The 13,702-nt window shown below is 71.4% G+C and carries 13 protein-coding genes; 7 read left to right on the plus strand and 6 right to left on the minus strand.

Features of this window, described 5'->3' with window-relative positions:
- Nucleotides 1–2 precede the first annotated feature (2 nt).
- Both OG611_RS19475 and OG611_RS19480 read right to left on the minus strand, forming a co-directional pair.
- Entirely contained in the window at nucleotides 3–473 is a 471-nt protein-coding gene (locus tag OG611_RS19475; protein WP_266421685.1) for an ABA4-like family protein, read from the minus strand.
- Nucleotides 470–1,459 carry a hypothetical protein gene (locus OG611_RS19480; protein WP_266426041.1) on the minus strand — a complete coding sequence of 330 codons (990 nt, stop codon included), beginning with the start codon at nucleotides 1,457–1,459 and terminating at the stop codon, nucleotides 470–472. The genes OG611_RS19475 and OG611_RS19480 overlap by 4 nt, the downstream gene beginning before the upstream one ends.
- Before the next feature lie 155 nt (nucleotides 1,460–1,614).
- On the opposite strand from OG611_RS19480, the gene OG611_RS19485 reads away from it, so the two are divergent.
- Nucleotides 1,615–2,316 (plus strand): MerR family transcriptional regulator, encoded by a 702-nt coding sequence (locus OG611_RS19485; RefSeq protein WP_266421688.1) that lies wholly within the window; start codon nucleotides 1,615–1,617, stop codon nucleotides 2,314–2,316.
- A gap of 63 nt (nucleotides 2,317–2,379) precedes the next feature.
- On the opposite strand, the gene OG611_RS19490 is transcribed toward OG611_RS19485, so the two are convergent.
- A complete protein-coding gene (locus tag OG611_RS19490; RefSeq protein ID WP_266421691.1) occupies nucleotides 2,380–3,222 on the minus strand; it encodes a siderophore-interacting protein in 843 nt (280 codons plus the stop codon).
- 47 nt (nucleotides 3,223–3,269) lie between these two features.
- On the minus strand, nucleotides 3,270–4,178 hold the full coding sequence (locus OG611_RS19495) for a 5'-3' exonuclease (protein ID WP_266426045.1): 909 nt from the start codon (nucleotides 4,176–4,178) through the stop codon (nucleotides 3,270–3,272).
- A gap of 351 nt (nucleotides 4,179–4,529) precedes the next feature.
- Between OG611_RS19495 and OG611_RS19500 the strand changes: the two genes are divergently transcribed.
- From OG611_RS19500 to OG611_RS19515, 4 genes are all read left to right on the plus strand, one after another.
- Nucleotides 4,530–5,603 (plus strand): glycine betaine/L-proline ABC transporter ATP-binding protein, encoded by a 1,074-nt coding sequence (locus OG611_RS19500; RefSeq protein ID WP_323180208.1) that lies wholly within the window; start codon nucleotides 4,530–4,532, stop codon nucleotides 5,601–5,603.
- Nucleotides 5,596–8,232, plus strand: a complete 2,637-nt coding sequence (locus OG611_RS19505; protein ID WP_266421697.1) for an ABC transporter permease/substrate binding protein — start codon at nucleotides 5,596–5,598, stop codon at nucleotides 8,230–8,232. The genes OG611_RS19500 and OG611_RS19505 overlap by 8 nt, the downstream gene beginning before the upstream one ends.
- Before the next feature lie 160 nt (nucleotides 8,233–8,392).
- Complete coding sequence (locus tag OG611_RS19510; RefSeq protein WP_266421699.1) at nucleotides 8,393–8,938, plus strand: helix-turn-helix domain-containing protein; 546 nt, start codon at nucleotides 8,393–8,395, stop codon at nucleotides 8,936–8,938.
- A 12-nt stretch (nucleotides 8,939–8,950) separates the two neighbouring features.
- The gene (locus tag OG611_RS19515) at nucleotides 8,951–9,655 is read left to right on the plus strand and encodes a helical backbone metal receptor (RefSeq protein ID WP_266421701.1); all 705 of its coding nucleotides are present in this window, start codon (nucleotides 8,951–8,953) and stop codon (nucleotides 9,653–9,655) included.
- On the opposite strand, the gene OG611_RS19520 is transcribed toward OG611_RS19515, so the two are convergent.
- Nucleotides 9,594–10,745 (minus strand): TDT family transporter, encoded by a 1,152-nt coding sequence (locus tag OG611_RS19520; protein ID WP_266421702.1) that lies wholly within the window; start codon nucleotides 10,743–10,745, stop codon nucleotides 9,594–9,596. The genes OG611_RS19515 and OG611_RS19520 overlap by 62 nt on opposite strands.
- Before the next feature lie 70 nt (nucleotides 10,746–10,815).
- Between OG611_RS19520 and OG611_RS19525 the strand changes: the two genes are divergently transcribed.
- A complete protein-coding gene (locus tag OG611_RS19525; protein WP_266421705.1) occupies nucleotides 10,816–11,739 on the plus strand; it encodes a LysR family transcriptional regulator in 924 nt (307 codons plus the stop codon).
- Between the two features lie 104 nt (nucleotides 11,740–11,843).
- The gene (locus OG611_RS19530; RefSeq protein ID WP_266421707.1) at nucleotides 11,844–12,800 is read left to right on the plus strand and encodes a phosphotransferase; all 957 of its coding nucleotides are present in this window, start codon (nucleotides 11,844–11,846) and stop codon (nucleotides 12,798–12,800) included.
- A 70-nt stretch (nucleotides 12,801–12,870) separates the two neighbouring features.
- Here OG611_RS19530 and OG611_RS19535 read toward each other — a convergent pair whose 3' ends face one another.
- The gene (locus tag OG611_RS19535; RefSeq protein WP_266421709.1) at nucleotides 12,871–13,599 is read right to left on the minus strand and encodes a FadR/GntR family transcriptional regulator; all 729 of its coding nucleotides are present in this window, start codon (nucleotides 13,597–13,599) and stop codon (nucleotides 12,871–12,873) included.
- Between the last annotated feature and the right edge of the window lie 103 nt (nucleotides 13,600–13,702).

Consider the following 13,702-nt stretch of genomic DNA (forward strand, 5'->3'; position numbering starts at 1 on the left):
ACCTACGACAGCGTCGTACCGCCGACCCGGTTCGGGACCGAATTCCCGGGCCGGGTCCTCGACTTCAGTACCGCCCTCAGCGCGAGGAAGATCAGCAGCCCGAACGGCGAGAGCAGGATCGTCAGCACCAGCAACGGCCCCATCACCAGCGGGGAGATGCCCAGCCGACGCCCTTCCAGGAACATCCACTGGCCCAGCAGCAGATCCCAGGCGATCACCTGCGCCCAGATCGCCCCCGCCCCGTTCGCCAGCGCCATCAGATCGCGGAAGGTGTTGATGTCGGGGCTGCGCACCGCGTCCCAGAGCTCGGGGAAGACGGGCACGGCCATGATCAGGTAGAGCGCCAGCACCGGCAGAACGGTGAACGGCGAGGCGGCGATGCGCGCCGTGAGGCGCCGGCCGGGCGCCAGGATCATCAGCAGCCAGAACGGGGCTGCCAGGAAGAACGAGATCTCGAAGAGTGCACCGGTCATGACGCGAGCTCCTTCCGGGCGGAAGCGGAACCGGTGCCGGAACCGGAAGCGGTGCGGGTGCGGGTGCCGGTGCCTGTGTCGGAGCCGGCGTCGGAATCCGGGCCGGTCCGCCGTCGTGCGGGAGCCGGCCTCAGCGCCCCGAAGGCGCCGGTGGCGCTCGCGGCCGCGATCAGGGCGGCGGCACCGAGCGTCGCACCGTCCGGGTGGATCAGCGGCTGGCCGCGCAGCGCCTGCCAGGTGACCAGCGCGACGACCGCCGCGTATGCCGCCGAGGCCACCAGCACCAGCCGCAGCCGGACCCGCGGGTCGCGCAGCCGCGGGAAGCGCGGGGCCAGGGAGACCAGTGCGAGCAGGAAGAGCGGCAGCAGCTGGAGCGCGTGCATCCCGATGAAGTGCGGGATGCGCAGATCGCCGCCGGTCGTGGACCAGCCGGTGAGGGGCATCGACGGGCCGCCGTCCGGTACGCCGACGGAGTGCGCGCCGATCACATCGGCGGTGTCCAGGTTCCCGGCCGCCCGCTGCTCGGGGGTGGGCCGGGTCATCAGGAAACCGAATCCGGCGCCCACCAGGGCGAGCAGCACGCCGGAGCGGATCGCCCAGGCGGAGGCGCGGTCGGCGATACGGGCGCGCAGCAGCAGGATCGCGATGACCAGCGTGCTGGTCCACAGGATGACGACGGTGACGGCCATCGTGCTGAACAGCGTCTCGTCGAGCGGGGTGGCGTGGTTGAAGTGGCTCCGCTTCCCGCGGGCGACCTGCCCGGTGATGATCGCCATCTCGACCAGGCTGGACAGCGCGACCACGGTCCCGGCCCACCAGCCGACCCGTCGGCCACGGGTGACCAGCGTCAGCATCCAGGCGAGGGCGAGTGCGTACACGGCGAACGAGGCTGCGAATTTGAATGGTTTGAACCATATCGCCGCGCCCACCAGGACCCGGTCGTCGGCTATGAGGCCGATGGCCGAGACGACCGTCATGACGGCCATCGCCGCGGCGAAGAGGGCTAATGGCCGATGCCAGGAACGCCACGAAGACATGAGAACCCCTCAGAAATTATGGATAGCAGCGCTTTCCGCTATCCGATAGCGGAACTATCTATGATGGGTCGGGGGATTGGCAAGGGCGGAAGGAAGAACACGCGGTGCGCATCGGCGAGTTGAGCAACAGGTCCGGGGTCCCGGTACCGACGATCAAGTTCTACGTACGTGAAGGGCTGCTGCCCGCAGGGCAGTTGACCAGCCCGAACCAGGCGAGTTACGACTCGGACCATGAGCGCAGGCTGCGGCTGATCCGCGCCCTGCTGGATGTCGGCGGGCTCTCGCTGGCCGCCATCGGCGATGTGCTGCGGGTGGTCGAGGATCCGGCGCAGCCGGTGCACAAGGTGCTGGGCGCCGCGGCGAAGCGCCTCGCCCCGGTGCACGGGGACGGGCCGGGGCCCGAGCTGGAGGACGCCCGCGAAGAGGTGGCGGAGCTGCTGGAGCGGCGCGGCTGGCGGGCCGAGGCGCACGGCCCGGCGGGCGAGTCCCTGGCCGAGGTGATTGTCGCGCTGCGGCGGGCCGGGCACGGGGGGTTCGTCGAGTTGCTCGACGACTACGCGGCCGCCGCCGAACCGGTCGCGCGGGCCGACCTCGACTACGTGGGACGGCGGGTCGCGCGCGAGGACCTGGTGGAGAGCGTGGTGGTGGGCACGGTGCTGGGGGAGGCGATGTTCGGCGCGCTGCGACGGCTCGCGCACGCGGACGCGTCCGCGCGTGCGTACGAGGGGGGCGGCGGGGGCGGTGCGGGCGGCGACGCGGGCGGTCCGGACGGCGACGGGGCGCAGGTGCGGGGCGCCGGTGGGTGACCCGGTGCCCCGGACGCGGGTACGCCCCGGCCGGCGGCCGGGGCGTACGGGTGCGATCCGGTGTTACGCGGCGCTCTCCTGCTCGTGCTCCACCTGCGCGTTCCACTCGCGCTTGACCGAGCGCCAGGCGTCGTCGTTCTGGCCGAGCCGCCAGTAGCCGGAGATGGACAGCCGGGGGAGCGGGATCCCGCGGTCCAGGCGCAGATGGCGGCGGATCTCCTTCACGAAGCCCGCCTCGCCGTGGACGAACGCCTGGACCTCGCCCGCGGGGAACTCCAGCTCCTTCACGGCGGCGGTCAGCGCCTCACCGACCGGGCGCTCCCCGCGGTGCAGCCAGGTCACCTCGACGCCGTCGGGCGTCACGATCTTCTGCTCCTCCGCCGCGTCCGCCACCTCGACGAACGCGTGCACCACCGTGCCCGCCGACATCTGCTCCAGGGCCGCCGCGATGGCCGGCAACGCGCTCTCGTCGCCCGCCAGGAGGTGCCAGTCCGCCGAGGCGGCCGGGCTGTAACCGCCTCCCGGGCCCAGGAAGGTCACCTGCTCGCCCGGCACCGCCCGCATCGCCCAGGGCCCGGCGAGGCCCTCGTCGCCGTGGACCACGAAGTCGATCGCCAGCTCCCGGGCGACCGGGTCCCAGGAACGCACCGTGTACGTACGGGTCGTGGGCCACAGCTCCCGCGGCTGCTCCTCGCGGATGCGGGCCATGTCGAAGGGGTGCGCGTAGTCGGCGCCCTCGGGGGCGAAGCAGAGCTTGACGTAGTGGTCGGTGAACCCGGAGAGCCCGAAGCCGGCGAGGCCCTCGCCGCCGAGCACCACGCGCACCATGTGCGGGGTGATCTGCTCGGTGCGCACCACCTGGGCCCCCTGCGCCTTGGGTGCCTGCCGTGCCGGTCGTTCTGCCACGAGGTTCTCCCTGCTCCGATGTGCTTAGGCTTACCTAAGCTAGCACCTCAGTCGCGCAGAGTGGAGAGCAGGCGCTGGAGTGCACCGCCCAGCCCCCACCGCTTCGCGAGGGCTTCGAGGGTGGCGGGATCGCGCGGCCCGGCGGGCAGCGTGGGGTCGAATTCCGGCAGGGGTACGTCACCGGCGACCCGGACCACCTTCGGTGCGACGGCCACGTAGTCCCGCGCCTCGTCGAGCCGCCTGCGCTGCGACGGTGTGAGCTTGGACTTCGGGTCGTCGACGGCGGCCATGATCCCGGCCAGGTCGCCGAAGGCGTCCAGCAGCTTCGCCGCGGTCTTCTCGCCGATGCCGGGGACGCCCGGCAGCCCGTCGCTCGGGTCGCCGCGCAGCAGGGCCAGATCGACGTATCCGGAGCCGTCCACCCCGTACTTCTCCCGCAGCCACGCCTCGTCCGTCAGCTGGAGCGAGCCGACGCCCTTCAGCGGGTAGAGCACCCGCACCCCGCGGGCGTCGTCGACCAGCTGGTAGAGGTCCCGGTCGCCGGTGACGATGTCCACGGGGCCGGTGGCCAGGCCGCTGAGCGTGCCGATCACATCGTCCGCCTCGTAGCCCGCGACGCCGACCCGGGCGATGCCGAGCGCGTCGAGCACGTCCTCGATGACCGGCACCTGAGGGGCCAGGGTGTCCGGGGTCTCCTCCTCGTCGGGCAGTCCCTCGGCGGTCTCCACCGCGACCCGGTGCGCCTTGTACGAGGGGATCAGCTCGACCCGCCAGTGGGGCCGCCAGTCCGCGTCCATGCAGGCGACCAGGTCGTCCGGCCGGTGGTCCTGCACCAGGCGCCCGATGAAGTCGAGCAGGCCGCGCACGGCGTTGACCGGTGTCCCGTCCGGCGCGCGCACCGAATCGGGGACCCCGAAGTAGGCGCGGTAGTAGAGGGAGGCGGTGTCGAGGAGCATCAGGCGTCGCGTCACACCCCGATGATGCCGTACACCGCTGACACCGGCCGTCGCGGACACCGTCCGTCGGGGATGCAGAGGGCCGGGGGACGGGTGGCGGCAATCATTCGTTCATGTGTGACCTGGATCACTCTTGTGTTTGGGTTGTGTAAGCGGGGGCAGGCGCGCAGCCGGAGCGGATCACGTACCGGTTTCAACCAGTGCACGTGCCATGCGGACCGAATCCGCGCCGCTCCACGGTCTGCCGGAGGGGGTGGCAGACCGTTTTTCGGTTCAACCCGCGAGGTGTATGTGTCAAGGCTGCAAGCTGAGCGCTTGTACAAAGTGTTCGGCAGACGACCCGATCAAGCCGTGCAGAAGCTCGAAAGCGGTGCCGACCGCGACGAGCTGCGCGCCGACGGAACGACCGCAGCGGTGATCGACGCCTCGTTCACCGTCGAACCGGGACAGATCTTCGTCGTGATGGGTCTGTCCGGGTCCGGAAAGTCGACGTTGCTGCGCATGCTCAACGGCCTTCTGGAGCCCACAGCCGGACGCGTGCTCTTCGACGGCCAGGACCTGACCGCCCTGAGCCCCGCCGAACTGCGCCATGTCCGGTCCTCCAAGATCAGCATGGTGTTCCAGCACTTCGCGCTCTTCCCCCACCGCAGTGTGCTGGAGAACGCCGGATACGGCCTGGAAGTCCAGGGTGTGCCGCGCGCCGAGCGCGAGAAGCGCGCCGCCGAGGCGCTGGAGCTGACCGGCCTCGCCGGCTGGGAGAAGTCCTGGCCCGACGAGCTGTCCGGCGGCATGCAGCAGCGTGTCGGCCTGGCCCGCGCCCTGGCCACCGACGCCGACCTGCTGCTGATGGACGAGTCCTTCAGCGCACTCGACCCGCTGATCCGCCGCGACATGCAGGACCAGCTGCTCGAACTGCAGAAGCGGCTGAAGAAGACCATCGTCTTCATCACCCACGACCTCAACGAGGCCATGCGCCTCGGCGACCGCATCGCCGTGATGCGCGACGGGAAGATCGTCCAGCTCGGCACCGCCGAGGACATCCTCGTCACCCCGGCCAACGACTACGTCGCCTCCTTCACCCAGGACGTCGACCGGACCCGGGTGCTGACCGCGGGCGCCATCATGGCCGAACCGCACACCGTCATGGGCACCAGCACGGACGACGGCAAGGAACTGCGTACCGCGGCCGATGTGCTCGCGGCCGCCCCGGCCACCGTCACCGAGTCCACGCCGATCATCGAGCTTTTCACGCCCTGCTCGCAGAGCGGAGTGGCGGTCGCCGTGACCGACGCCGGGGGCAAGCTCGTCGGTGTCGTACCCCGCGCACGGCTGCTCGCCGTGCTCGGTGAGCCGATGACCCCCACCGAGGTCCCGCAGGACGTCGAGCCCGGCGCGGCCGGCACGAAGAAGGTGGCCAGTGTTTAGGCTCCCTCTCGGCGACTGGGTCGACTCCGCCGTCGACTGGCTGCAGACCCATCTGGCCTGGCTGTTCGACGCGATCAGCTCGATCGTCAGCAATATGTTCGACGGCATAGCCGCCGTACTCTCCGCCCCCGCTCCGCTGCTCTTCGCGGGCATCGTCGCGGTCATCGCCTGGTGGCTGCGCGGCCTGCTCGCCGGTGTGCTCGCCTTCGTCGGCTTCGCCGTCATCGACTCCGTCGAGCTGTGGGACGAGGCGATGGACACCCTCACCCTGGTGCTCGTCGCCACCATCATCGCGCTGGTGCTGGCCGTACCGCTGGGCATCTGGGCGTCCCGCTCCAAGACCGTCAGCGCGGTGACCCGGCCGGTCCTGGACTTCATGCAGACCATGCCCGCCATGGTCTATCTGATCCCCGGCGTCATCTTCTTCGGCGTCGGCGTGGTGCCCGGCATCATCGCCACCATCATCTTCTCGCTGCCCCCGGGCGTCCGGATGACCGAGCTCGGCATCCGCCAGGTCGACGGCGAGCTCGTCGAGGCGGCCGAGGCGTTCGGCACCACCAAGCGCAACACCCTGCTGCGGGTCCAGCTGCCGCTCGCGCTGCCCACGATCATGGCGGGCATCAACCAGGTCATCATGCTGGGCCTGTCCATGGTGGTCATCGCCGGCATGGTCGGCGGCGGCGGCCTCGGCGGCGCCGTCTACCGCGCCATCGGCAACGTGGACGTCGGTCTCGGCTTCGAGGCGGGCATCTCCATCGTCATCGTGGCGATGTACCTGGACCGGATGACCGGCGCGCTCGGCCGCGAGGTCTCCCCGCTCGCCCGCCGCGCGCTCGCCAGGGCGCAGGCCATGGCCGGCGGATTCAAGATCTGGAACCACCGCCCGCAGCCCGTCGTCGCGGTCTCCGGCGTCGTCGTCCTCGCGCTCGTCGCGGGTGCCCTGGGCATCTTCGGCTCCTCCGGGTCGGACAAGACCCGGAGCACCGCCGACGGTTCGGACATCGGCGCGGGCAAGAAGATCAGCATGGGTTACATCCCGTGGGACGAGGGCATCGCCTCCACCTTCCTCTGGAAGGAGATGCTGGAGCGGCGCGGCTTCGAGGTCGACGTCAAGCAGTACGAGGCCGGCGCGCTCTACACCGGTATGGCCAACGGCCAGATCGACTTCGAGACCGATTCCTGGCTCCCGGTCACCCACGCCAGCTACTGGAAGACGTACAAGGACCGCCTGGAGGACATGGGCTCCTGGTACGGCCCCACCTCGCTGGAGCTGGCCGTCCCCTCGTACATGAAGGACGTCCAGTCGCTGGACGACCTCAAGGGCAAGGGCTCGCAGTTCAAGGGCCGGATCGTCGGCATCGAGCCGAGCGCCGGCGAGATGGGCCTGCTCAAGGACAAGATCCTGCCGGGTTACGGCCTGGACAAGGAGTACAAGGTCGTCGACGGCTCCACGCCGTCGATGCTGGCCGAGCTGAAGCGCTCGTACGCCAAGAAGGAACCGATCGTCGTTCCGCTCTGGTCGCCGCACTGGGCGTACAACCAGTTCGAGCTCACCAAGCTCAAGGACCCCAAGAACCTCTGGGGCAAGGGCGACGGCATCCACACCCTGGCCCGCAAGGGCTTCTCCGCCGACAACCCCGAGGTCGGCAACTGGCTCAAGAACTTCAAGATGAGCGAGGACCAGCTCACCAGCCTTGAGGCGCAGATCCAGAAGTCCGGCTCCGGCAAGGAGCAGGAGGCGGTCCGCACCTGGCTGAAGGCCAATCCGGGCGTCGCCGACAAGTGGACCCCGGTCGCCAAGGGCGGCACGGCCAAGGGTGCGAACGGCAAGGACGAGCGCGACCGCGCCGTCGAGATGGCCTGGTTCCCCTGGGAGGAGGACATCGCCGCCACGTATCTGTGGAAGGCCGTCCTGGAGGAGCGCGGCTACAAGATCAACCTCAAGCAGTTCGAGGTCGGTCCGATGTACACCGCGATGTCGCGCGGCCAGATCGACGTGCAGTTCGACGGCTGGCTGCCGTACACCCAGAAGAACTACTGGGAGAAGTACGGCTCGCAGCTGAGCGACCTCGGATCGTGGTACGGCCCGACATCGATCGAGGTCGCGGTGCCCTCCTACGTGAAGGACGTCAAGTCCCTCGCCGACCTCAAGGGCAAGGCCTCGCAGTTCAAGGGCCGGATCGTCGGCATCGAGCCGGGCACCGCCACGATGGAGAACCTCAAGAAGAACGTCCTGCCGACCTACGGCCTGGACAAGGAGTACAAGGTCGTCGACTCCTCGACGCCCGGCATGCTCGCCGAGCTGAAGCGCGCGTACGCCAAGAAGGAGCCCATCGCGGTGCTGCTCTGGACCCCGCACTGGGCATACAGCGAGTACGGCATGACCAAGCTGAAGGACCCCGAGAAGGCCTTCGGCGACGGCGACCGGCTGCACACCATCGCGGCCAAGGACTTCCCGAAGAACTACCCGCAGCTGACGAAGTGGTTCAAGAACTTCAAGCTGAGCGAGGACCAGCTCGCCGGACTGGAGAACCAGATCCAGAAGCGCGGCGCGGGGCACGAGGAAGAGGCCGTGAAGGCCTGGATGGAGACGAATCCGGGCATCGTGGACAAGATGGCTCCGCAGTAGGGCCTCCCGCAGGCCCTGAGGCACCTGGAAGGGTGGGCACCGCCGACGGCGGGCCCACCCTTTCCGGGTTCCCGGACGTTCACCATCCGGCCGACCTTGCGCAACCGTATGCGTAATGTGCTGGCAGCCGGAAGGATGACGAGTCGGGAGGGAGCCGGACATGGACGAGAAGGAAGCACTCCGCGTGGGCGCCGCGGTCCGCCGAAGGCGCAGAACCCTGGGGCTCACACTGGCCGCGGTCGCCGACCGCAGTGGTCTGTCCGTGCCGTTCCTCAGCCAGATCGAGAACGAGCGGGCCCGGCCCAGCGCCCGGTCCCTGGACCGGGTCGCCGAAGCCCTGGAGACCACCACGGCCCGGCTGCGCGCCGCCGCGGACTCGGCACGCGCCGTCGCCGTGGTGCGCGCGGGCGAGGGCGACGGGGTACGCCGGGTGGTGCGCGGACGCCATCAGCTCAGCGCCCTGGAGTTCACCGGGGAACTGGACCTCGGGCGCGAGTTCCAGCACCGCAACGACGAGGTGATGTACGTGGCGCAGGGCGCCGCCGAGGTGGAGGCCGAGGGACAGGCGTACCGGCTGGAGCAGGGCGACACCCTCTTCCTGTCCGGCGGGGTGCGGCACCGCTGGCGGGCCACGGTGCCCGGTACGCGGCTGCTGGTCGTCGCGGTCGCCGAGCACATCGACGCCACCTACGACCCGCGCCGCTGAGAGGGGCCCGTCGTGCGAGTCGTCTCCCTGGTCCCCTCGCTCACCGAGGCGGTCGCGGTCACCGCGCCCGGACTGCTGGTCGGGGTCACCGACTGGTGCACCCACCCGGCCGGCCTGGCCGCCGCCCGGATCGGCGGGACCAAGAATCCCGACGTGGCCGCGGTGCTCGCGCTCCGGCCCGATCTCGTCGTCGCCAACGAGGAGGAGAACCGCGAGGCCGACCTCGCGGCGCTCCGGGCCGCCGGGACCGAGGTGCTGGTCACCGGGATCCGCACCCTCGACCAGGCCTTCGAGGAGCTCGAACGCGTCCTGGCCGCCTGCGGCCGGCCCAGGCCGCGCTGGCTGGACGAGGCCGAGGCCGCCTGGGCCGCGCTCCCGCCGCCCCGCGCCCCGCGCCGTGCGGTGGTGCCCGTCTGGCGCAGGCCCTGGATGGTGCTGGGCCGCGACACCTTCGCCGGGGACCTGCTGGCCAGGCTCGGCGTCGAGAACGTCTACGCGAACCACGCCGAGCGCTACCCCCGTATCCCGCTCGACGCACTCAACGCGGCGGGCGCCGACCTGGTGGTGCTGCCCGACGAGCCGTACCGCTTCACCGCGGACGACGGGCCCGAGGCCTTCCCCGCCCTGCCCGCCGCGCTCGTCGACGGGCGGTTCCTCACGTGGTACGGGCCGTCACTGGTGCGGGCGCCTGCGGTGCTGCGAGCAGCGCTCCGCTGAACAGCCCGCGCAGCGTCCGCACCCCGGCCACCGCCCATGCCGCCACCAGCAGCACGTACAGCGCGACGGCCAGCCAGGTGTACGCCGTGAGACCGGTGTGCCGGGCCAGGCCCGCGGCACCCGTGACGCACGTACCGACCGGGAAGGTGAAGCCCCACCACGTCATGCCGAAGGTCATGCCGTTCCGTGCGGCCCGCACCACCAGTGCCACGGCCAGCGCCAGCCACAGCAGCGCGAAACCCATCACCGGCACCCCGTACAGCACGGCGAACACCCCGAACCCCGAGGCGTACGGCGCCCCGATCGCACCCGGCGCCACATCGGCGAGCTGATTGACCGCGGTCGTCGACTGCCCCAACGGGCCCAGGACCAGGAACAGCGTGGGCGTCAGCGCGAGCGGCAGCGGCCCCTGGTGGACGAGCCGGGCGAAGATCAACGGCAGCATCACCAGCGTGGCCAGCAGACTCAGGCCGAACATCGCGTAGCAGGCCAGCAGCATCGCCTCCCGCCACTGGCCGGCCGGCAGCTCCGGCACCAGCAGCGGACCGAGGGCGGCGGAGACCATCGGGGCCACCAGCGGCAGCAGCCACACCGGCGACGCGGTGCCGGGTTCGATCCGGTGGCGTACGACCATCAGATACGGGATCGCGACCGCGGCGGCCAGCCCGATCAGCGTGCCCGCCGTGTACAGCACCACGTCCAGGGCGAGCGCGGCCCCGTGTCCGATGACATCCCGGCCGACCACCATCGACGAGCCGCCGACGGCCAGCAGAGCCATCGAGAGGCAGCCGTAGAACGGGGCCACGGCCGGGTCGAGCAGATGGCTGCGGGCCTGGTCGCGATGGGCGATCCAGTGCCCGGTACGGGCCACGAGCACGGCGGCGAGCGCGACCGCCGCCAGCACCCACACCACCGTGCAGGCGGCCCGCAGCCCGGGGACGTGCACGGGCAGCGCGACACCCGCGCTCGCGACGATCGAGGTGCCCATGACGGCCGCGTACCAGTTGGGGCCGAGGTACCGCAGGGAAGGCAGCCGCACGGCGGCCGGAATCGGGGCTGGGGACTGCTGCGTCTGCGGAAAGATGGCCATGCCACGATTTTCTCGGCGAGGGACGGACCCCACCAGGGAGTCCGCATCTATGAGGTCATAAGGTGGCTTTATGGCCGGTGAAGCGCATGTCCCTCTCTCCCACCGGGTTCCCGACCTCGGAGCGCTGGAACTCCTGCTCGCCGTCGCCCGCCACGGCAGCCTGGGGCGCGCCGCCCGGGACGTCGGCGTCACCCAGCCCGCCGCCAGCAGCCGCATCCGCTCCATGGAACGGCAGCTCGGCGTGGCCCTGCTGGACCGTTCACCGCGCGGCTCCCGGCTCACCGACGCGGGCGCGCTGGTCACCGACTGGGCGCGCAGAATCGTCGAGGCGGCCGAGGCGTTCGACGCGGGCGCGCAGGCGCTGCGCGACCGGCGGGACTCCAGGCTGCGGGTCGCCGCCTCCATGACCATTGCCGAATACCTGCTGCCCGGCTGGCTGATAGCGCTGCGCGCCGAACGGCCGGACACGGCAGTCTCGCTGCTCGCCGGGAACTCGGCGGCGGTCGCGGGCCGGCTGCTGGTCGGCGACGCCGACCTCGGTTTCGTGGAGGGCCTGTCCGTACCGGAAGGGCTCGACGGCACGGTCATCGCCCATGACCGCCTCGTCGTCGTGGTCGCCCCGTCCCACGCCTGGGCCCGCCGCCTCACGCCCCTCACCCCGCAGGAACTCGCCGCCACCCCGCTGATCCTGCGCGAACACGGCTCCGGCACCCGCCAGGTCCTGGACGCGGCCCTCGCCGTGCACGGCGGCCTCGCCCAGCCGCTGCTCGAACTCTCCTCCACGACCGCGGTGAAGGGAGCGGCGGAGAGCGGCGCCGGACCGTGCGTCCTGAGCGAACTGGCGCTCGGCGAGGAGCTGTCCTCGCGGCGCCTGGTCAAGGTCCCGGTCGCCGGAGTACGCCTGCGACGCCAGCTGCGCGCGGTCTGGCCCTCCGGCCACCGCCCGACCGGGCCGGCCCGCGACCTCCTGTCACTGACGGCGCGGGACGGCTGAGGGCTGTCCCGCAATCCCCGGCCTCCCGTTCGGACCATGCCGGGGCCCGCGTGCTTCGGCAAAACCGCTGGCGGGCACCCGGTTCCATGGCGAAGGATGCGCGGATGGATGTGATCGCTCCACCCGCCACCGGCGTCCGGCACCACTGGGCCGACCTTCCCGCGTCCGTCCGGAGCGCCGTCGAGAACATCCTCGGCGCACGCGTCGTCGAGGCGCGGAGCCAGAGCGGCGGGTTCTCGCCGGGCGTCGCCGCCCGCGTCCGGCTCGTGGACGGGCGGCGCGCGTTCGTCAAGGCGGTGAGCGCCGAGACGAACCCCGGCAGCCCGGACCTGCACCGCGCCGAGGCCCGGCACACCGCGGCACTTCCGCCCGACGCCCCCGCGCCCCGGCTGCTCGGTTCGTACGACGACGGCACCCGGGTCGCCCTCGTGCTCCAGGACATCGACGGCCGCCAGCCCCGCATCCCCTGGGAACCCGCCGAGCTGCACCGGGTCCTGGCGGCGGTCGGTGAGCTGGGCACCGCCCTGACCCCGGCGCCGTTCGACGCGCCCCCCGCGGCCGTCCGCGAGGCCAAGATGTTCACCGGCTGGCGGACCCTGCTCGCCGAGGGGGACCCGGGCCGGCTCGACCCGTGGGCGGCGCGCCACCTCGGCCGGCTCGCGGAGCTGGAGTCGGGCTGGGAGGGGCCGGCCACCGGGGACAGCCTCGCCCACAGCGACCTGCGGGCCGACAACATCCTGCTCACGGACGACCGGGTGGTCTTCGTCGACTGGCCCCACGCGCTGAGGGCCGCGCCCTGGTTCGACCTGCTGGTGATGCTGCCGTGCGTGGCGGCGCAGGGCGGCCCCGATCCGGAGACCGTCTTCACCGCCCACCCGCTGGGCCGGGACGCCGACCCGGCGGGAGTGACGGCCGTACTCGCCGCGCTGACCGGCTACTTCGTATCGGCTTCGCTGAAGCCGGCCCCGCCCGGCCTGCCGACGCTCCGGGCCTTCCAGCGCGCCCAGGGCGCGGCGGCGCTGCGCTGGCTGCGGGGGAGACTCGGGCACGGCGCTTCTTGAGGGAGCTCTGTCAGACATCGGGCGCCAATGGTGATGAAACAGACCTTTGCGCCCTCCGTGCGCTCCCCGCTCAGGCCAGGAAGCCGCGCAACAGCGCGGCCGTACCGGCGCAGTGCTCGCGCATCACCGCGCGCGCGGCCTCCCCGTCACCGTCGAGGACCGCCTCGACCAGGCTGGTGTGCTGGTGCTGCGAATGCTCCAGGTTCCGTACGAGCAGCGGTATGCAGTCCAGCAGGTCGTTCAGGGTGGCCCGGACGGCCGCGTACTGCGTGGTGAGCGACGCGGACCCGGAGAGCTCGGCCAGGGTCAGATGGAACAGGGTGTCGCGCCTGCGGTAGTCCTGCAGCGGGGCCTCGTGGGTCGCCGTCAGGGCGGCGCGCAGCCGGTCCGCGCCCTCGTCGTCGAGTCCCTGCACGGCGCACAGCTCGGCCGCCCCGGCCTCCAGCACCTCGCGGAAGCGCAGCACGTCCTCGATGTCGACGGACGCGATCCTCCGGCGCAGCTCGTCCTCGCCGGGGCTGCCGGTGCGCCGCAGCACGAACGTGCCGCCGTACCGGCCGCGCCTGCTCTCCACCAGGCCCTGGTCCTGCAGGACCTTCAGCACCTCGCGCAGGGTGACCCGGCTGATCCCCAGCAGCTCGGAGAGGTCGCGCTCGGCCGGCAGCCGCCCGCCGCCCGGCACCAGCCCGAGCCTGATCACCTGGAGGATCTGCTCCAGCGCCTCCTCGAAGCCGTTCCCCGCCCGGACCGGCCGCAGCACGGGCATCAGGCGGTCGATGAACTCGCTCTCCCCGGCCATGCCCCGCTCCCCTTCCCGGTCTTGGTCGACCATCAATGGTTGACCCTCACACCTTAAGTCTTCCGGCAATTGACGGGTCCGGGCCGGTGACCGAACCCTAGAG

Source organism: Streptomyces sp. NBC_01363 (genome assembly GCF_026340595.1).
In the GTDB taxonomy this organism is placed as follows: domain Bacteria; phylum Actinomycetota; class Actinomycetes; order Streptomycetales; family Streptomycetaceae; genus Streptomyces.